Source organism: Paraburkholderia podalyriae, assembly GCF_014397785.1.
Taxonomy (GTDB): domain Bacteria; phylum Pseudomonadota; class Gammaproteobacteria; order Burkholderiales; family Burkholderiaceae; genus Paraburkholderia; species Paraburkholderia podalyriae.
In genome coordinates, this window is sequence record NZ_VZQQ01000024.1 from 61,470 (window position 1) to 81,515 (window position 20,046).

General features: G+C 58.6%; 11 protein-coding genes and 2 pseudogenes. 10 read left to right on the top strand and 3 right to left on the bottom strand.

Going from position 1 to position 20,046, the window contains the following annotated elements; all coding sequences use genetic code 11:
* Positions 1-5: 5 nt before the first annotated feature.
* On the bottom strand, positions 6-3,539 hold the full coding sequence (locus tag F6X42_RS25250; RefSeq protein ID WP_187636795.1) for an indolepyruvate ferredoxin oxidoreductase family protein: 3,534 nt from the start codon (positions 3,537-3,539) through the stop codon (positions 6-8).
* A gap of 97 nt (positions 3,540-3,636) precedes the next feature.
* Between F6X42_RS25250 and F6X42_RS25255 the strand changes: the two genes are divergently transcribed.
* From F6X42_RS25255 to F6X42_RS25295, 9 genes are all read left to right on the top strand, one after another.
* The gene (locus F6X42_RS25255; RefSeq protein WP_187636796.1) at positions 3,637-4,542 is read left to right on the top strand and encodes a LysR family transcriptional regulator; all 906 of its coding nucleotides are present in this window, start codon (positions 3,637-3,639) and stop codon (positions 4,540-4,542) included.
* Between the two features lie 28 nt (positions 4,543-4,570).
* Entirely contained in the window at positions 4,571-5,530 is a 960-nt protein-coding gene (locus F6X42_RS25260; protein WP_187636797.1) for a LysR family transcriptional regulator, read from the top strand.
* A 110-nt stretch (positions 5,531-5,640) separates the two neighbouring features.
* On the top strand, positions 5,641-6,594 hold the full coding sequence (locus F6X42_RS25265; protein ID WP_187636798.1) for a hydroxymethylglutaryl-CoA lyase: 954 nt from the start codon (positions 5,641-5,643) through the stop codon (positions 6,592-6,594).
* The gene (locus F6X42_RS25270; protein ID WP_187636799.1) at positions 6,591-7,826 is read left to right on the top strand and encodes a CaiB/BaiF CoA transferase family protein; all 1,236 of its coding nucleotides are present in this window, start codon (positions 6,591-6,593) and stop codon (positions 7,824-7,826) included. Before F6X42_RS25265 ends, F6X42_RS25270 begins: the two co-directional genes overlap by 4 nt.
* Positions 7,827-7,884: 58 nt before the next feature.
* Positions 7,885-8,409 carry a gamma carbonic anhydrase family protein gene (locus F6X42_RS25275; RefSeq protein ID WP_187636800.1) on the top strand — a complete coding sequence of 175 codons (525 nt, stop codon included), beginning with the start codon at positions 7,885-7,887 and terminating at the stop codon, positions 8,407-8,409.
* Between the two features lie 88 nt (positions 8,410-8,497).
* Positions 8,498-9,961, top strand: coding sequence for an MFS transporter (locus F6X42_RS25280; protein ID WP_187636801.1), 1,464 nt, complete (start codon positions 8,498-8,500; stop codon positions 9,959-9,961).
* A 63-nt stretch (positions 9,962-10,024) separates the two neighbouring features.
* A complete protein-coding gene (locus F6X42_RS25285) occupies positions 10,025-11,224 on the top strand; it encodes a porin (protein WP_187636802.1) in 1,200 nt (399 codons plus the stop codon).
* A gap of 181 nt (positions 11,225-11,405) precedes the next feature.
* A complete protein-coding gene (locus F6X42_RS25290; RefSeq protein ID WP_187636803.1) occupies positions 11,406-11,591 on the top strand; it encodes a hypothetical protein in 186 nt (61 codons plus the stop codon).
* Between the two features lie 346 nt (positions 11,592-11,937).
* A complete protein-coding gene (locus F6X42_RS25295) occupies positions 11,938-17,361 on the top strand; it encodes an AAA family ATPase (RefSeq protein ID WP_187636804.1) in 5,424 nt (1,807 codons plus the stop codon).
* Positions 17,362-17,783: 422 nt separating this feature from the next.
* Here F6X42_RS25295 and F6X42_RS25300 read toward each other — a convergent pair.
* Positions 17,784-18,179, bottom strand: a pseudogene (locus tag F6X42_RS25300) (LysR family transcriptional regulator); the annotation flags it as partial.
* On the opposite strand from F6X42_RS25300, the gene F6X42_RS46430 reads away from it, so the two are divergent.
* Positions 18,169-18,966 carry a hypothetical protein gene (locus F6X42_RS46430; protein ID WP_246530209.1) on the top strand — a complete coding sequence of 266 codons (798 nt, stop codon included), beginning with the start codon at positions 18,169-18,171 and terminating at the stop codon, positions 18,964-18,966. The pseudogene F6X42_RS25300 and the gene F6X42_RS46430 overlap by 11 nt on opposite strands.
* Here F6X42_RS46430 and F6X42_RS25320 read toward each other — a convergent pair.
* Positions 18,925-19,999: pseudogene (locus F6X42_RS25320) on the bottom strand (IS630 family transposase). The gene F6X42_RS46430 and the pseudogene F6X42_RS25320 sit on opposite strands and share 42 nt — an antisense overlap.
* Between the last annotated feature and the right edge of the window lie 47 nt (positions 20,000-20,046).

The following is a 20,046-nucleotide window of genomic DNA, read 5'->3' on the forward strand; positions in this document are numbered from 1 at the left end:
CAGGATCAGGCCGCCTCCGTGCTCAGCCCTGAACGTCGGGCCGCGTCGCTCGACTTAAGGGCAAGTGCCTTCGCGATCACGGAGGCGGCGTGGCGTTCCTTTACGTGGCCGAAACCCCTTACTGTCTGCGGCAGCCTTGCTAACTCCAATGCGGTCTTCAGTCCATCGGTCTCGAGAGATGTCGCCACTTCGCGCATGAGTTCCTCGAACTCGGCGATGGCAGCACGCTCTCGTCGGCGCTCGGTCGTATATCCGAAAGGGTCTATCGGTGTGCCTCTGAGACACCTCGCTTTGGCAAGTACTTTGAACACTGTCAGCATCCAGGGGCCGTACTGCCTTTTCACGAGATGACCTTTGCTATCTTTTCTCGCCAGTAAAGGCGGCGCCAGATGGAACTTCAGCTTGAAATCGCCTTCAAACTGGTGTTTCAGCCGCACGAGAAAATCTGTCGCCGTGTAAAGTCGTGCCACTTCGTATTCGTCCTTGTAAGCCATCAGCTTGTAGAGGCTTATCGCTACTTCACGGGAGAAGCTATCTCCATGCAGGCGGTTAGCTTCCAGCGCAGCAATCTCACCGACGAACCGCTCATAGCGACGCGCGTAACGCGCGTTCTGATAGGCCGTGAGCCGAGCCGTTCGATCGGAGATAATGTTTTCTAGCGTTTGCCGCCGAGGAGGCATTGCCACCGCAATGGCCTTCTCCGACCCGGCCACAGCACGCGTGGAGGCAAGATTGAGAGCAGCTTGGCGTCCCCAGGAAAACGCCGCCTTGTTCATTGCGACTGCAGCGCCGTTCAGTTCGATTGCCTGCAGCAGCGAGCTCTCGGCAAGCGGAATGAGACCTTTCTGCCAGGCATACCCAAGCATGAATACATTTGTCGCGACCGCATCGCCCATGAGTGCCGTCGCAATGCGGGATGCCTCTATCGCATCGACAGACAGCGTATGGCCCTTGACTTGCCCAAGCAGCCCGTCCGGCGCGGCCTGCCACTGCGGATCCCGTGCAAAGCTGCCGGTCGGTGCGACGTCCATATTCATGATCGCGACTGTGCGGTCCGGATTGCTCAAGGTCAAGGCGTCCCTACCGGCCGCTACCATCATGTCGCATCCAAGAATTAGATCAGCTTCGCGCCCCGCCACGCGGGCAGCATGCAGCTCGTCCGGAGTCGAGGCAATGCGCACATGCGACATGACAGCACCACCCTTCTGCGCCATACCGGCCATGTCGAGGACAAGCACACCTTTGCCCTCAATGTGCGCGGCCATCCCCATCAAGGCGCCAACTGTGATCACACCGGTGCCTCCGACGCCAGTCACAACTATGTTGTAAGGACGAGTCCACTGAGCGATTTCTGGCTGCGGCAGATCCGTTGGAACGGCCAGTTCGGCCTTCTTTGCCTTGCGCAGTCGTCCTCCCTCCACCGTAACGAAGCTGGGACAGAATCCCTTGACGCAGGACAGGTCCTTGTTGCAGGAGTTCTGGTCAATCGTTCGCTTACGTCCTAGCTCGGTCTCGATAGGCATGATCGATACGCAGTTCGACTGAACGCCGCAATCTCCGCAACCCTCACACACCTCTTCGTTGATTACGACCCGTCGAGCAGGATCCACCAGTTTCTTTTGTTTTCTTCTGCGTCTCTTTTCTGCCGCACATGTTTGCGCGTACACTATGACGGTTACTCCCTCAACTTCACGAAGCTCGCGCTGCAGCACGTCCATGCTGTCCCGGTGAAGTACGCGGGTTCCCCTGGGGAGCGCGGCCCCAGCAAATTGCTCCGGCTCGTCGCTTACAAGGTGCACCTCCTTCACGCCCTCCGCAGCCACCTGACAAACTATCTGAAGAACGGTGGGGCTGCCCTCCACAGGTTGACCACCGGTCATTGCGACCGCGTCGTTATAGAGGATCTTGTAGGTAATGTTGATACCTGCAGCCACCGCCGCCCGGATCGCCAGCGATCCGGAATGCATGTACGTTCCGTCACCAAGGTTCGCAAAAATATGGCGCGTCGACGTGAACGGGGCCTGACCGATCCACGTGGCGCCCTCCCCCCCCATCTGAGTGAACGTCTCAGTACTTCGGTCCATCCACATTGCCATGAAATGGCAACCGATTCCGGCAACTGCACGACTACCTTCTGGGACCTTCGTAGAAGTGTTGTGAGGACATCCGGAGCAAAAGTGAGGCACGCGCTGGGGAAGCGACGGGTCAAATTTCAGACCAACCACATTCGAGCTGTCGCGCACGAGGTAGGCCCGCACGCCGGGCGGCAACTCACTGTCCTTGAAAAGACGTGACAGGCGAGCAGCAATCGTTGCAGCGATTGTTGAAGCATTCAGTTCGCCATTGGGTGAAAGCAGGATTCCGGCTTTCGGTACCTGCACCCACTCCCCGGTTTCACTGTACTTGCCAACGACTCGCGGCCGCGAATATATCGGCTCGTTATACAGTTGCTCTTTGATCTGATATTCAATGATCTGCCGCTTCTCCTCGACGACCAGAATCTCCGAGAGTCCTTGTGCAAAGTGGCGTACGCCCTGCGGTTCGAGCGGCCATGACACTCCGATCTTTAGCAGGCGGATCCCCAACTGACATGCGGCCCGCTCGTCAAGTCCGAGGAGTGCCAATGCTTCCCGTGTGTCGAGATAGCTTTTGCCGGTAGTAACAATCCCAAAACGCGCGTCCGGTGCGCTCCATATCTGCCGGTTGAGCCCATTTAACCGAACGTATTCAAGTAGCGCGTACAGGCGCTCTCGCTGCAGCCGGTTTTCCTGCTCAAGCGGCGCGTCGGGCCAACGCAGGGAAAACCCGTCAGGCGGTACAGGATAGCTATCTGGGATACGAATATCGACCGATTTCAGATCGATATCGACAGACGCCGATGTCTCAATCGTATCTGTGACTGTCTTGAAACCGACCCAACATCCTGAATAGCGCGACATCGCCCAGCCATGGAGGCCAAACTCGAGGAACTCGCGTACTCCTGACGGATTCATGACGGGCATCATAGCTGCAATAAACGCGTGCTCGCTTTGATGGGGCAGACTCGACGACTTGCAACTGTGATCGTCACCCGCAATTACAAGGACGCCACCGTGCTTTGACGTGCCGGCAATGTTTCCATGCTTGAACACGTCTCCACTGCGGTCAACGCCGGGACCTTTCCCATACCACAGGGAAAACACCCCATCAACCGTCGCATTGGGGTCGAGGTTGACCATCTGGCTCCCCCAGACGGAGGTCGCTGCCAGCTCTTCGTTCAGTCCAGGCACAAACTTGATGTTATGGGAAGCAAGATGCTGCTTTGCTTTCCACAATTCCTGGTCAACTGCACCAAGCGGTGACCCGCGATATCCAGAGACAAAGCCGCCCGTATTCAACCCGAGGGCTTCATCCCGTGACTTCTGGGCCAGCAGCATACGCACGAGTGCCTGGGTGCCCGTCATGTACACACGGCCTTGTAGCTTGATGTACTTGTCATCAAGCGAGACCGCCGCAAGGCTGCCGCCGGTCTGAACAGCTTTTTGAACACACGACTCCATCGCGCCGTCTCCGCTAATTGGACAGTTTGCGAGAGTATATGAACGGCTACAGATATTGTAAAATTTCAAATTCGAAACACCGATATGAGTATTTCCAATGTCAAAAGATATTACGATGCGTCAGTTGCGCTACTTTGTGGCTGCTGCCGAGAGCGGCCAATTCTCGATGGCAGCGGCTAATGAACATGTATCGCAATCCGCGATCACGCTCGCCGTGTCTGCACTCGAAGACGTCTTGCGCACCCGTCTCTTTGACCGGCTGCCCCATGGCGTATCCCTGACATTGGAAGGCCACGACTTCTACTATCACGCGCGGCACGTGATCGACTCCCTCAGCGACGCGTTGCATAAGTCGCGCTCCAGAGCACGTGACACACAGGGAACGGTACGCATCGGCGCGTCATATACAGTGATGGGATACTTCCTCCCGGAAATACTGGCGAGATTCAGGGCCAGTTACCCACAGATTCATTTCGAATTGCAAGATCTTGACCGTCTCACACTGGAGCAGGCCGTTCTGTCGGGGAAGATTGATATCGGAGTTGCGCTACTGTCCAATGTGATTGAAATCGGTCGCTTCGAGCACCGCAGCCTGATCCGCTCGCAACGTAAGCTATGGGTGGCGCCATCACATCCGCTTGCGCAATCGCAAAACCCTTCGCTCCGCGAGATTGCGGAGCATCCGTACATCATGCTGACAGTTGACGAAGGCGAACAATCGTCCATGCGATACTGGAAAAAGGAACGGTTGACCCCCAATGTCATCCTCCGCACTGGCTCCGTTGAGGCGCTCCGTGGACTTGTTTCACATGGATTCGGGGTGACCATTCTTTCAGAAATGGTATTTCGGCCGTGGTCACTCGAAGGAAAACGGATTGAGGCGCGCGACGTGGCGAACGCCATCCCACAGATGGACGTTGGTATGCTGTGGCGCAAAAATTCACCCCCATCACCCGCCGCCCGCGCATTCATCGATTTCCTCGGCTATACCCGCCAAAGTTAATACATTCGCCGCTTCCAAGGAGACCCCGATGTGGCAACCGGACCCAACATCACTGAGGCTATTCGTCGCAATATGTGAGGAGGGCAGTATTGCCCGGGCGAGCGAGCGGGAAGCCATCGCGGCGGCAGCTGTGAGCAAGCGTATTACGGACATGGAGCAATCGCTGGGTACCCCCCTGCTCTCAAGGCGCGCGCGCGGAGTGAGTCCCACGGCCGCCGGGGAGGTACTCTTACGTCATGCCCGGCACCTCATGCACAGCGTGGAGGTCCTTCAGGCAGATCTCAGCGAATTTTCGACTGGCGTTCGGGGCCTTGTGCGCGTGATGGCAAACGTCTCGTCCATTGTGGAATTTGTTCCCGACTTGATCGCGTCGTTCTTGCAGTCGAACGAGAAAATTGGCGTCGTTCTGGACGAGCGGGTTAGTACTGAGATCGTGCGGGGCGTTGCCGACGGTATCGCAGACATTGGCATTTGTCGCGACTTTGTAGGAGGCACAGAAGTGCAGATGCTACCGTTCCGCGATGATCACTTTGGTGTCGTGGTGCACAAGGACCACCCTCTTTCTGGAATGTCCATACTTGCGTTCCCTGACACCTTCAAGTACGAGCAAATCGGCCTGTCTGTGAACGCAGCTCTCAACTCGTTAATGAAGCGTGTCGCCTCAGAGCATGACCGCCCGCTCCGATACCGCGCCAACGTCTCGACGTTCGACGCAGCGCTCCGTCTCATCCAGCTAAACCTGGGGCTCGCCGTACTTCCGATTGAGGCTGTCACAAGGTATCGCCAGACGTACGATATTTGCACGATACCGCTATCCGATGACTGGGCGACCAGGCAATTCGTGATATGTGTGCAGCACGTTGACAAACTGTCGGTTGCGGCCCGTCGCTTTTTCGACCACCTCATGAGTTCCGATTCGGGCTGTTCACACCCCCCCAATTTACCCTTACAGGGATTGCCCGTACTCCCTCTACCCCCCGTCCCGTGAGGTCTTGGAGCCATCGCGATCGGCGATGGACGCCATCGCAGCAGGCAGATTGTTGTACATGATTGAAACCGGCACTCTCGGCTCTCATCGCATGAGCAGAGGGTTGCAACGTGACAAAGAAGAAAGTAGTCGTGCAGGAAGTGGGGCTTCGGGATGGCCTACAAAGCATTCCCCAGATCATGCCGACGGAAGCGAAGAAGGCATGGATTGATGCTGCCTACAACGCCGGCATCCGACACATCGAAGTCGCATCCTTCGTCCCGCCGAGGCTCCTTCCTCAAATGGCGGACGCCGAGCAGGTTGTTGCACACGCGCTGACCCTGCCGGAACTTCGCGTTACGGCGCTTGTGCCAAATCTGAGGGGTGCCGAGAACGCTCTGAAAGCCGGCGTACATCGCGTCGTCGCGCCAATCTCGATCAGCGAGCAGCATAGCCTTGCCAACGTCCGCAAGACGCCCGATGCAATGATCGAGGAGTTTCAGCGAATGCGCGAACTCCGGGACAGCGAGTCGGCATGGGCGCAAACAACCGTGGTCGCCGGCCTCTCAACAGTCTTCGGATGTCCCTTTCAGGGATACGTCCCAGAACAGGACGTATGCAGAATCGTTCTAAAGGCGCTTGATGCGGGTGCTGACGTCATAGCACTCGGAGACACCACAGGCCACGCCACGCCCCGGCATGTTGGCCGTCTCCTCCAACTTCTCTCTTCTGTGATCGAGGGTAAGGTCACCAGCCTTCACTTTCACGACACGCGGGGGATGGCTCTCGCAAACACGGTGGTCGCGCTGGACTACGGCATTCGGGAGTTCGACTCATCGCTCGCCGGGCTCGGAGGTTGCCCGAACGCTCCAGGCGCAACCGGTAACGTCGCAACCGAAGACCTCGTCTACATGTTGCAAAGCATGGGTTTCGAGACCGGCATTGATCTTCGGAGGCTCGTAGAAAGTCGTGACATTTTGAAGCGCGCGGTACCTGACGCCCCACTCTACGGTTATATCGCCCGTGAGGGAATTCTCGATGGCTCTGTTCCACAGCAACTGAGCTCACACGGAGTGCAATCATGAGTAGTCTAAAGCCTGACCATCGCCCCTTTGCTTCGGGATTGCCTCTTGCCGGCATCCGCGTGGTTGAACTCTCACACATGGTTATGGGCCCGACGTGCGGCATGGTCCTTGGCGACCTTGGAGCGGAAGTGATCAAGGTTGAGCCTCCGAAGGGCGACAACACCCGCCGTCTTCTCGGAGCCGGCGCTGGCTTCTTTCGGACGTTCAACCGGAACAAAAAAAGCGTCGCCCTGGACCTTGGCAACGCCAGCGGGCTCGAAGCGTTGTTAAAACTTATTGAGACCGCAGACGTCTTCGTGGAAAACTTCAAGCCCGGCAGGATGAAGGAGCTCGGGCTCGACTATGAAGCCCTAAGCAAGCGCAACCCCGCCCTCGTCTATGTTTCCCATAAAGGTTTCCTGAGTGGACCGTATGACAAGCGACTCGCCCTCGACGAAGTCGTACAAATGATGGCCGGCCTGGCGTACATGACCGGCCCCGTAGGCCGTCCGCTAAGAGCCGGTAGCTCAGTCAATGACATCATGGGCGGCATGTTCGGCGCGATTGGCGTCTTGGCGGCACTGTACGAGCGCAACACAACCGGCAGCGGTAAAGAGGTCCAATCGGCCTTGTTCGAGAACTGTGTCCTGCTCTCCGCACAGCACATGCAACAGTATGTTGTGACAGGGCAGCCTGCCGCGCCAATGCCAGAGCGCATTAACGCGTGGGCTGTTTATGACGTATTCGAGCTGGCAGACGGGCATCAGATGTTCATCGCCGCCACTGGTGATGCCCAATGGAAAGCACTCTGCAATATTATCGACCGGCAGGACCTGCTGGGCGATGATCGGCTGCAATCGAATAACGACCGCGTCCACGCGCGGGAATGGATTATCCCGACTCTCGCGGAAACCCTCCGAACCCTCAATCCGTCGAAACTCGCCACGGCGTTCGAGTCGAATAATGTGCCGTTCGCAAACATTACGCGTCCCGAAGAATTGTTCGACGATCCACATCTCAAGGCCAGTGGCGGGCTCGCAAAGCTACAACTGGATGACGGATCGGAAACCGAAATGCCACTGTTGCCGCTGTCAATAGACGGTGCGCGACTACAACCTCGCCTACCCATTGCCTCCATCGGCCAACATACTCGGGAAGTACTTGAATCACTCGGTTACACGTCGCAGCAAATCAGCGACATCTCGCGCATCGGACCATTGAAGACTCAGGACAACGCCGTCGACGCTAGGTAGCGCAGGTATCCATTTCCCGACCGGTTCACACCTGTCGTCGCAAGAAAAAGGACTATTTATGTCAATTTTACGGTTGGGTGAGCTTCTTCCCGCCATCGCGGAATCCGCCTATGTCGCGGAAGGTTCAACTGTCATCGGTCAGGTCACCATAAGCCCGGGCGCCAGTATCTGGACTAACGCCGTATTGCGAGGCGATAACGAGCCAATTTTCGTTGGCGAAAACACTAACGTTCAAGAGGGGGCCGTTCTTCACGCCGACCCGGGTTTTCCGCTCGTAGTTGAGGATAACGTAAGCATTGGTCACCAGGCCATGCTGCACGGCTGCACGATTGGGGCTGGAAGCCTGGTGGGAATCCAGGCGGTCGTGCTGAATGGTGCGGTGGTCGGAAAGAACAGCCTGGTCGGTGCCGGCGCGCTTATCACGGAAGGCAAGGTGTTTCCCGACAATGTGTTGATCATCGGTGCACCCGCGAAAGTTGCAAGAGAACTAACGGCCGACGAGATTAGGAACATCGCGGCAAATGCAACGGCGTACGCCGACAAGGGTAAAGAGTACAAGCAGACGCTAAGCAGGGTTGGATAGGAATACGTCCGCAGTTTGAGCCAGCCAGTTCCCGGGGGTTAGTACACCTATCAGAGTCAGCTTTATATCAAAACAAGGAGACGCAAAAATGAAACTGCCCAGGGCGATGAGTTATCCCGACGATGAGATATCGTCGCGAGATACAACACGGGAACGCGGCCGGCTTGAGGATAGCCACAATTTATCTGTGGGCCGCATTGGCGCGAGACTCGATCGGCTTCCCCCAACGATGGCGGTTTGGAAGATGGTCATCATGCTGAGCCTTGGAATGTTTTTCGAGATCTACGACCTCATGTACACCGGCTATATCGCCCCTGGCCTCGTCAAGAGCGGTGTTCTCACGCAGACAACCCACGGTCTTTTCGGGACCTCCGGCATCGCCAGTTTCATTGCGGCATTGTTCTCCGGCCTGTTTCTCGGAACCCTCACGTGTGGGTTCCTGGCTGACAAGTTTGGGCGCCGCGCCGTCTTCACATATGCGCTTCTTGGCTACGTCCTCGCAAACACCGTAATGGCTTTCCAGAATACCGCGCTGGGCCTTAATCTTTGGCGTTTTCTCGCGGGCATAGGCTTGGGTGTCGAGCTGATAACGATCGGTGCGTACATCTCGGAACTCGTTCCTAAGCAAATCCGGGGGCGCGCGTTCGCGACATCGCAAGCAATTGGATTTTCAGCGGTACCCGTCGCCGCGTTTCTGTCCTATCTGCTTGTCCCCCAGTCGTTTCTCGGACTTGAAGGGTGGCGATGGGTCGTTTTACTCGGAGCGCAAGGCGCCATCTTTGTGTGGTGGATCCGATTGTCTCTCCCTGAAAGCCCACGCTGGCTCGCCCAAAAAGGACGGTTGGCCGAAGCCGACGCGATCCTTAACGAGCTGGAGTCGAAAGTCGAACGGGAGTACGGCCGGGCTCTCCCACCTCCTGCTGAACCGGGTCCGGTCTCGATGCGCACCAGCTTTCGAGATATGTGGGCCAAACCCTTTGGCAAGCGAACTGTGATGTTGATATTGTTCCACGTCTCTCAAACCATCGGTTACTACGGGTTCGCTAGCTGGGTCCCCACTTTGCTAATGAAACAGGGAATCACGGTTACGCACAGCCTGATGTATTCCAGCATCATTGCACTCGCCGCACCGATCGGCCCCCTGATTGGACTGCTGATCGCGGACCGCTTTGAGCGCAAGACGATCATTGTCTTTATGAGCGTAGTCAACGTCGTGTGCGGCTTGCTGTTCAGTCAATTCCACGACACATCGCTACTGGTGGCTATGGGAGTCTGTCTCACGCTTTCCGGAAACATTATCTCTTACACCTACCACGCATACCAGACTGAGTTGTATCCAACCAGAATTCGCGCACGTGCAGTCGGTTTCGTCTATTCCTGGAGTCGGCTGTCCGCGATCTTTTCAGCGTTTTTGATCGCCGACATACTCAAGCACTTTGGTGTAAGCGGCGTCTTCGTTTTCATCTCCGGTGCTATGGCGGTCGTCATGCTTTCAATCGGCATCCTGGGTCCGCGCACTTGCAATGTCGGGCTCGAGGAACTTTCAAGATAGTCACACGCAATGAATTATTCGTGAACCTTGATCACTAGATAAGTATAACTAATGGAGTCAATCATGAAGAAAGCTATTACGATGGGGATCGTGGGTTCGTCTTTGTTTAACGTAGCGGCACACGCCCAGAGCAGTGTCACTTTGTACGGGGTAATCGACGAAGGATTCAACTACACAAGCAACGTAGCCACGCCAACTGGCGGCAAACATCTCTACAACCTGTCAAGCGGTGTGCTCCAGGGAAGCCGGTTTGGATTTAGGGGAACCGAGGACCTGGGTTCTGGCCTCAAGGCAATCTTCGTTCTTGAAAACGGATTCGACGTCAATAACGGCCGCTTGGGGCAGGGAGGCTTGCTGTTCGGGCGACAGGCAAATGTCGGTCTGTCCAGTTCCAAATTCGGGACGGTCACGTTAGGCCGGCAATATGACTCGGTTGTGGACTATGCTTCTCCGATGGCTATCAGCCACCAGTGGGCCGGCTATATTGGCGCGCATCCTGGCGATATGGACAATTTCAACAATGGTCAGCGAACCAATAACGCCATCAAGTACACCAGTCCGAAGATTGGCGGCATTACTTTTGGCGGACTATATAGTCTCGGCGGAATTGCCGGAAACGTTACGCAGAATCAGGTGTGGTCTCTGGGTGCGAGCTACGCCGGCGCAGGACTTACCGCTGGCGTGGGATATTTGAATGTTCGTAACGCGAACGTCGGCTTCTTTGGAAGCAGCTCATCGACGACGCTGACTTCCGCAACGGCAAATTCGACTACGCCCGTTATCAGTGGATTCATGTCCGCGCACACCTATCAGGTTGTCGGAGCCGGGGCCGCGTATACGATCGGATCTGCAACAGTTGGAGCAACATACTCCTACACTCAGTTTGCCGGCCTGGGTGACACCGCTACTTCGGGACCGAATCCAAGTCGTTACAGAGGAGCGGCCGACTTTAACAACGCGGAAGTAAATTTCCGATATCAGGTAACTCCAGCACTACTGCTGGGTGTTGCATACGATTACACCAAAGGTGGCAGCACAGCAACGACAGCAGGTTCCAACGCTGGCGCGACCTACCATCAGGGTTCGATTGGCGCCGACTATTTACTCTCCAAACGCACCGATGTGTATTTCATTGGGGTTTTGCAAAAAGCATCCGGAACCGATTCGACAAACAAACCGGCGGTTGCCGCCATCAACGGCTTGACCGCATCGACCAGTGACCGCCAGACAGCTTTGCGCATTGGCATACGACACAAGTTCTAATCGGCCCGACTGGGACAGTCAACAAGTGCTATTGCATACCGAATTTTGACTGTCCTTTTTTCTAAAAACACCGCGTTGATCCGGGTCTATGCTAAATCGAAGCTGCCCCACACCAGCGAGCTTTGCCTTCCTCGTTGACCAAAGAGAAAGAATCATCGCCATTTCGCGACCTGATCTGCTTATGAAATCTGCGGCCGAGCTATCACCAGGCTCGTCGATCGATGCCCTCACCTTGCTGGAGACTGGTTCCGAACCGATGCTCGTCAAAATCGGCGGAGTCACCAAGTTGTTACGGGCGCAGCCGATCGCCGGCACCGACTGGCGTTTTGTATTGGCACCCGACGCGGCGCGACAGATTATCATCTGAATGCGCAGGAGACAGGTCTGCGACCTTCGCCAGCGCCTGCTCCCTCAATTCGACAGAATACGTCTGTTTGGCCTTCAACCTGCACCTCTGAGTTCTTCAAATTAAGAAAATTCAGAGGCGACATCTGTGTGACGCCGGGGGTGTCCAAGGTGTACGCTGATGCTTGACTTCTGCTGCGCGCCTTGCTGACCATGGCGATGCCGTGTTGTAATCTGATTTTCCAGTGCACCCTGCGAGTTGAGACGGGCGCATGTTGGGGTCCCCTCCTTAACCCAATGACAAACAGCAGTCTGACCATGACTGCAGCGGGCGGCAGATGACCCCCCCTCCTATGGTTCCGGCGCCGATGGGTAACAGCCTCCACATCTTGTGGGAGGATGACGAGCGCATCTTCTGTCGAGGGCGGCGCCAGGACGATGGCGGCGACAACGTACTGATTGCGCGGCCGGCCGCCGAGCACCCATCACCCGTCAGCCTGGATCGCCTCGCTCACGAATTTGGACTGAAGGATGAACTGGACGGCGCGTGGGCAGTACGACCGCTGGCGCTGGTGAGCGAAGGCGGCCGGACCCTGCTGGTCCTCGAGGATCCGGGCGGTGAGCCACTCGAGCGGCTGCTCGGCGCGCCCATGGAGGTAGGGCGTGTTGTAGGCCACGCCGTCGGCATCGCCGCGGCGCTGGGCAAGCTCCACCAGCGCGGCCTCGTCCACAAGGACCTCAAGCCCGCCCATGTCCTGGTGAACTGCGCGGACGGACAGGTGCGACTCACCGGGTTCGGCATTGCCTCGCGGCTGCCGCGCGAGCGGCAGCCGCCCGAGCCGCCTGAGACCATCGCTGGCACGCTCGCCTACATGGCGCCCGAGCAGACCGGACGGATGAACCGCTCGATGGATTCGCGCAGCGATCTCTATTCGTTTGGCGTCACGCTCTACCAGATGCTCACCGGCGCGTTGCCGTTTACGGCCGCCGACCCCATGGAATGGGTGCACTGCCATATCGCCCGAAAGCCGGTGCCGCCCAGCGAACGGGTGGAGACGGTCCCGGCTCCGCTCTCCCACATTGTCATGAAGCTGCTCGCCAAGACCGCCGAGGAGCGCTACCAGACCGCCGCCGGCGTCGAGCGCGACCTGCGACGCTGCCTGGCCGATTGGGAGCGTCAGCACCGCATCGATGCCTTCCCGGTGGGCGAACACGACACGCCCGACCGGCTGCTGATCCCTGAAAAGCTGTATGGGCGAGCACGCGAGGTCGATACCCTGGTTGCCGCGTTCGATCGGGTCGTCAAGCGCGGCGCGCCCGAACTGGTGCTCGTCTCCGGCTATTCCGGCATCGGCAAGTCTTCTGTCGTCAATGAACTGCACAAGGTGCTGGTGCCGTCGCGCGGGCTCTTCGCCTCCGGCAAGTTCGATCAGTACAAGCGCGACATCCCCTATTCGACGCTGGTGCAGGCTTTTCAAGGCCTGGTGCGGCCGCTGCTTGGCAAGCGAGACACAGAGCTGGCGAGCTGGCGTGATGCCCTTCTGGAAGCGCTGGAGCCCAATGCGCGGCTCATGACCGAGCTCGTCCCCGAACTGAAGCTCATCATCGGAGACCCGCCGCCCGTCCCGGAGCTTGAGCCGCAGCAGGCATACAGCCGGTTCCAGCTCGTGTTCCGGCGCTTCATCGGCGTGTTTGCCCGACCCGAACGTCCGCTGGCGCTGTTTCTCGACGATCTGCAATGGCTCGACCCGGCGACACTCGATCTGCTGGAGGATCTGCTGACCCGGTCGAACCTGCAGCATCTCATGCTGATCGGCGCGTATCGCGACAATGAAGTCGACGCCGCTCATCCGTTGACGCGCAAGCTCGATGCGATCCGCCAAGCAGGAGCGCAGGTGCAGGAGCTCACACTCGCGCCGCTCGGTCGCGAGCACTTGGAGCAGTTGATTGCGGATGCCCTTCACGGCGAGCCGGAACGCGCCGCGCTGCTGGCGCAGCTGGTACATGCGAAGACCGCCGGCAATCCATTCTTCGTGATCCAGTTTCTGTACGCGCTCGCCGAAGAGGACTTACTCACCTTCGATCATGAGGCGGCGTGCTGGTGCTGGGATCTCGATCGCATCCATGCCAAGGGTTATACCGAGAATGTCGTCGACCTGATGGTCGGCAAGCTGGCCCGCCTGCCGGTCGACACGCAGCAGGCGTTGCAGCAGTTCGCCTGCCTCGGCAACGTTGCCGCGATCGCGATGCTTGCGATCGTTCTCGGAACTTCGACAAAGCAGGCCCATGCGGCGCTGTGGGAGGCACTTCGTCAGGAACTGGTCGAGCGGCTGGAGGGCTCCTACAGGTTTGTTCACGACAGGATTCAGGAAGCCGCCTATTCGCTGATCCCGCAAGCCTCACGCGCCGAGGGCCACCTCCGGATCGGTCGCTTGCTCGCGGCACACACACCTCCCGAGAAGCGGGAGGAGGCGATCTTCGACATCGTCAGTCAGCTCAACCGCGGCGCCGCGCTGATCACCGACCAGGAGGAACGGGACCAGCTCGCCGAGTTCAACCTGATCGCAGGCAAGCGCGCCAAGGGGGCCACCGCCTACGCCGCGGCGCTCGCCTATCTCGTCGCTGGTGCGGCGCAGCTGGCGGAGGATTGCTGGGTGCGACGGCATGAGCTGATCTTTGCACTGGAGCTGAGCCGGGCCGAATGCGAATTCCTCACCGGCCAGTTATCGATCGCAGAGGAGCGATTGGCGGCGCTGTCAAGTCGCGTCACGACAACGGTCGAACAAGCCCAGATTGCATGCCTGCACATGGATGTCTGCACGACCCTCGATCAGAGCGGCCGCGCGGTCGCTGTGGGTCTTGACTACCTTCGGCTTGTCGGTATTGAGTGGTCACCCCATCCGCAAGACGATGAGGTACAACGCGAATACGAGCGCGTCTGGTCACTGCTTCGGGGTCGGGCCATCGAGGATCTCGTCGACCTGCCACTGATGAAGGACCCGGCCTCCCTCGCGACCGTCGCGCTTCTGAGTAAGCTCTTGCCGCCGGCCATTTTTACCGATGCGAACCTGGCTTCCCTGGCGAACTGCAAGGCGGTCAGTCTAAGCCTCGAAGTCGGCAACTGCGATGCCTCATGCGTCGCCTATGTCATGCTCGCCAGGATCGCCGGACCGCGTTTCGGCGACTACCAGGCCGGATTCCGGTTCGGCCAGCTCGGCTACGAGCTGGCCGAACGACACGGACTAAAACGCTTCGAGGCGAGCACCTATCTTTGCTTCGCGGTTTTCGTCGTACCCTGGATGAAACACGTGCGGGCTTGCTGTGATCTGCTGCGCCGCGCGTTCGACGCGGCGAACCGGATCGGAGACCTCACGCATGCAGCCTATGCGTGCGACGGTCTCAACTCGGACCTGCTCTTCGCCGGCGATCCTCTGCCCGAGGTGCAAGGCGAAGCCGAACGTGGCCTCGCGTTCGTCGAGAAGGCGCGCTTCGGCCTCGTCATCGACATCTTCGCAGCGCGGCTCGCATTGATCCGGATGCTCCGTGGCTTGACGCTGAAATTCGGCTGCCTTGACGACGGGCAGTTCAATGAGCTTCGTATCGAACAGCATTTGTCCAGCAATCCGGCCTTGAAGCTGGCTGCGTGTGGGTACTGGATTCGGAAATTGCAGGCGCGCTATACGGCCGGCGACTATGCGGCGGCCATGGACGCCGCATCGAAGGGGCAACGGCTGCTCTGGATCTCATCCGCGCACCTCGAGGATGCCGACTATCACTTTTACGCCGCACTGGCCCGAGCCGCCTGGTGCGACTGCGCACCAGCCGAGGACCGACAGCAGCACCTGGACGCTGTGGCTGCGCATCATAGGCAACTGGAGATCTGGGCGGAAAACTGTCCGGAGAATTTCGAGAACCGCGCCGCGCTGGTCGGTGCGGAGCTCGCCCGCATGGAGGGGTGCAATTTCGATGCTGAGCGTCTGTACGAACACGCTATTCACTCGGCCCAGGCAAACGGCTTTATTCACAATGAGGCGCTCGCCAATGAACTCGCGTCCCGCTTCTACGCGGCACACGGTTTTGAGAAAATTGCCCGTGTGTATTTGCAGGACGCCTGCTACTGCTACCTGCGTTGGGGAGCCGACGGGAAGGTACGGCAACTTGAGGAAGCGAATCCGCACCTTAGGACTGGAAAGTCCGAGCCCGCCCCGACGAGCACAATGGCGACGACGGTTGAACACCTCGACCTCGCCACTGTGATCAGGGTGTCGCAGGCTGTGTCGGGCGAGATCGTGCTGGACAAGCTGATCAAGACGCTCATGCACACGGCGATTGAACAGGCCGGCGCCGAGCGCGGCCTCTTGATTCTGCCACGCTCCGGTGAGCAGCGTATCGCCGCAGAAGCTACGACGAGCGGCGACACGTTCAACGTGCAGCTGTACGACGAGCCCGTCACCGCCACGGTTCTGCCGGAGTCGGTCCTTCACTATGTCCTGCGCACCCGGGAGAGCGTCATTCTCGACGATGCCGCAGCCGAGCCCCCGTTTGCTTCGGATCCCTACGTCCGTGGGCAACCCGCCCGTTCCATTCTCTGCCTGCCCCTGATGAATCAGGCGAAGCTCATCGGTGCGCTATACCTCGAAAACAATCTGACCACGCGCGTCTTTGCGCCGGCCCGGATTGCGGTGCTTCGGCTCCTTGCTTCCCAGGCGGCGACTTCGCTCGAGAATACCCGCTTGTACCGCGAACTCGAACAACGCGAAGGGAAGATCCGGCGCCTCGTCGACGCCAACATCATCGGTATTTTCATATGGGATCTCGAAGGTCACGTTCTCGAGGCCAACGACGCGTTTCTGCGCATCGTGGGTTACGACCGCGAGGACCTCATGGCGGGCCGGTTACGCTGGATGGACCTCACGCCACCGGAATGGCTCGCCCGTGACCTGAGTCAATGGATACCACAACAGAAAGTGACTGGGCGCCTGGAACCGTTCGAAAAGGAGTACTTCCGGAAAGACGGCAGCCGCGTGCCCGTGCTGATCGGCGCCGCGACGTTCGAAGGCGGAAACGAGGGTGTCGCTTTCGTGCTGGATCTGACGGACCGCAAGGAAGCGGAAGACCGCTTGCGCGAGTCCTACGAGATGCTGCGGGAGCTCGCCTCCCGTCGCGAGACGGCTCGGGAGGAAGAGCGCAAGCACATTGCGCGGGAAATGCACGACGAACTGGGGCAACACCTCACCGCGCTTCGAATGGGGGCGTCGGTATTAGCTATGCGGTTTGGCGACGGCCACCCCCAGCTCGTCGAACAGGCCCGCGCATTGACCTCCCTGGTGGACACCACCATGCACGTTGTCCGGGGCGTCATCGCGTCGCTACGCCCTGCTGCACTCGACGCAGGCATTGTGGCTGCGCTCGAGTGGCTCGCTGCCGAATTCAACCGCAATCCGTGCACGGTGTGTCGCCTCCGCTTGCAGGACGAGACTCTCGTGCTGAGCGAGGACCGCGCTATCGTGCTATTTCGCGTCGCCCAGGAGGCGCTGACCAATGTTGCCCGTCACGCTGCGGCCACGCAGGTCACCATCACGCTCGAGCGAACGCCGGATACCTGTCTGCTGGAAGTGCGGGATGACGGAAAAGGATTCGATCCTCTAGCGACCAGAAAGATATCGTTCGGGCTGGCGGGGATGGAGGAGCGCGTCCTGATGCTGGGTGGTCAAATCAATCTTGTCAGTTCGCCGGGAAACGGCACCACGATCAAGGTATGTCTTCCCGTTCATAAGGGTGTGCCAACGTAGTCGTCCAGAACCGGTTTCAAAAAGACTCCCGAGGGGCTACTAAACAGCGCCAACGGGGTGTGCGGTTATGAACCGTTGCGACCAATCCGGCGCTTGGTCAATTAGGCATCGGATCGGAAGGGTTCTGGTAATCGCAGTAAGCGAATCGACTTTGTCGAGATAAAACCGGAGCGATCGCAGGTAAGACCTTGTTCAGAGACCGGTCGACGGATTTTGGGTTACCTCGTTGATTTCGCACACGCAATGGATTTGCCGCGAGATACGCGACGGAGATACTCTGCATACGAAGATCCGGTCGGTTTGTGCCGCAATAAGGGCGGCAGGATAAGTAAGTCCCCTATGGTCGGGAATGCTTAAATGACGAGCGAATGGAATTGCTCGGCAACAGTCCGCTCTGCGCCAGCATCTTTCATTTGGTCCTGCGCCTCGAGCGTATGGTCCTGGTCGTCCACGACGATCTCAAGCGCCACATGGTGTTGCGCCAGCTCACGCGTGACTGGCTCGAACCAGGTGGCAAGCGAATCGGTGTTGACGGCAAGGGCAAGCGCTGTTGTCGACGTCCTCCCCGGCGTGACACGCCGGAGCAGATCATCCTCCTGAAGCCGGACCACCATGAAATGACGAAACACGTCTTCGCCCGCTTTCGTCGGTATCACCGTCGGTTCGCGGAGCAGCAGCAGCGCCCTGACCGACCGTTCGAGCCGCTTGACGCGGCGCGTCGTTGCAGCAGAGGAGATATTCAGCGCGACCGCCGCCTGCGTGAAACTGCGATGTTCGACCACTGCGGCAAACGTCTCCAGCTCGACCATGTTCAACATCGCGCCCACTTTCATGAAAACCCTTTCATCCACGTTCCGCAACGATGTCTGGTGCGGAGTGACCGGAATAGAGATAGCCCTGAAGGCAGGTCGCCCCGCACTCCCGCGCCTGTTGCGCGTCGTCCTCAGTCTCGATGCCTTCGACGATGACGCTCGCCGCGTAAGTCTTCGCGAACTGGATAAGCGGACGCAGACCCAAGGGATTTCGGGTGCCGCCTTCCTCCTGTCGGAGGCAACGCAGATCGATCTTGACGATATCAACGCCAAGCCCGGTCAGGGCGATCAGATTGTTGTGGCCTTTCCCAGGTCATCCAGTGCCATCTGGCAGCCGAGAGCCTGGAGCGTCCTGACGAAGTGCCGTGCCTCTGTCGTCAAAGTCATTGCGGCTGTTTCCGTAATCTCGATCGTCAGCCTCGAAGCAAGGCATCTGTCTGCATGCAGCTGTGAGACGATGGGTGTCCACCACGCATCGAGTGTGGCGCTATGCGCGGACACATTACAGCCGAGTCGGAGCGCAGGATTGCGGCGCAATGCGGCGATCGTCGCGTCGACCACCCATTCGTCGAGCCGCCTCGTCATTCCCAGGCGCTCAAAGGAAAAATTCAATCGGATCCCAACGGGCCAGCTCTACCAGTTCAATCTGTGCAATTGCGCAAATTCGCCTTGCCGGTGGCAAGCCCAACTGCCCGACCAGCGTGCGGCTGCTCCAGTGCGTCGAGCCATTGGCCAGTTTGCGGCGCACGACCTAGTATCCCGTTCCGCTGATTCGCGAACAAAGTCTTTGTAGCTTGGCGAGGATGGAATCAGCGGAGGCGGTCCACGTGAATGGTTTGCAATTTTCGTTGTAGTGGGACACGAATTGATCGATGCGTCTGATCAGTTGCCTGACCGAACCGAACGAACCGCGCCGGATGGCCTTGTCGGTGATCAGCGCGAAGAAGCGTTCGACCTGTTTAAGCCACGAACTGTAGGTGGGAATGAAATGCATGTGCCAGCGGGGACGGGCTGCCAGCCACGCCTTGACCTTCGGATGCTTGTGACTGCCATAGTTGTCGACGATGCAGTGCACGTCGAGCTCGGCCGGCACTGCCTTGTCGATTTCGCGCAGGAACGACAGGAATTCCTGATGCCGGTGACGCGGCTTGCAGGTGGCGAGTACCGCGCCATTGAGCACGTTCAGGGCGGCGAACAGCGTGGTGGTGCCGTGACGAACGTAATCGTGCGTGACACCTTCGACGTAGCCGAAACCCATCGGCAACATGGGTTGCGTGCGTTCGAGCGCCTGGCATTGGCTCTTCTCGTCCACGCACAGGACCAGCGCATTCTCCGGTGGGCTGAGATACAGGCCGACCACATCGCGCAACTTCTCGATGAAGAATTGATCGGTCGAGAGCTTGAAGCTTTCAGTGCGATGCGGTTGCAGGCCCAGCAGCTTGAAGTATCGGTGCACACTCGTCGGCGAGATGGCTGTTTCGGCGGCGATCGAGCGCACGCTCCAGTGCGTGGAGCCATCCGCAGGCTTGGTGTGCAGGGTCTTGTGAATCAGTTGGGCCAGCCGCTCGTCGTCAATCGTGCGTGGCTTGCCGGGACGTACTTCGTCATACAGCCCGTTGATGCGATGCTCCAGAAACCGCATACGCCACTTGCCCACCGTGGCACGCGTGAGTTGTAGGCGCTGGGCAATTGCGCTGTTGGGCTCCCCGGCAGCAGCTGCCAGCACGATGCGCGCACGTGTCACCAGCGCCGCCGAAATCGAGCGCGAACGCGCTATCGAAGTCAGTTGCGAACGCTCCTCTCGCCTTCGGTCGTCCCATCGACATGTCGGCGTCTCCCGTTCCGGTGATGCCGTCATGCTACGCGCACATAG

Coding starts and splice junctions, on each gene's coding strand:
- F6X42_RS25280 (WP_187636801.1), top strand. CDS start 8,498: ATGAAACTGCCCAGGGCGATGAGTTATCCCGACGATGAGATATCGTCG.
- F6X42_RS25290 (WP_187636803.1), top strand. CDS start 11,406: ATGAAATCTGCGGCCGAGCTATCACCAGGCTCGTCGATCGATGCCCTC.
- F6X42_RS25285 (WP_187636802.1), top strand. CDS start 10,025: ATGAAGAAAGCTATTACGATGGGGATCGTGGGTTCGTCTTTGTTTAAC.
- F6X42_RS46430 (WP_246530209.1), top strand. CDS start 18,169: ATGTTCAACATCGCGCCCACTTTCATGAAAACCCTTTCATCCACGTTC.
- F6X42_RS25260 (WP_187636797.1), top strand. CDS start 4,571: ATGTGGCAACCGGACCCAACATCACTGAGGCTATTCGTCGCAATATGT.
- F6X42_RS25275 (WP_187636800.1), top strand. CDS start 7,885: ATGTCAATTTTACGGTTGGGTGAGCTTCTTCCCGCCATCGCGGAATCC.
- F6X42_RS25250 (WP_187636795.1), bottom strand. CDS start 3,539: ATGGAGTCGTGTGTTCAAAAAGCTGTTCAGACCGGCGGCAGCCTTGCG.
- F6X42_RS25295 (WP_187636804.1), top strand. CDS start 11,938: ATGGGTAACAGCCTCCACATCTTGTGGGAGGATGACGAGCGCATCTTC.
- F6X42_RS25255 (WP_187636796.1), top strand. CDS start 3,637: ATGTCAAAAGATATTACGATGCGTCAGTTGCGCTACTTTGTGGCTGCT.
- F6X42_RS25270 (WP_187636799.1), top strand. CDS start 6,591: ATGAGTAGTCTAAAGCCTGACCATCGCCCCTTTGCTTCGGGATTGCCT.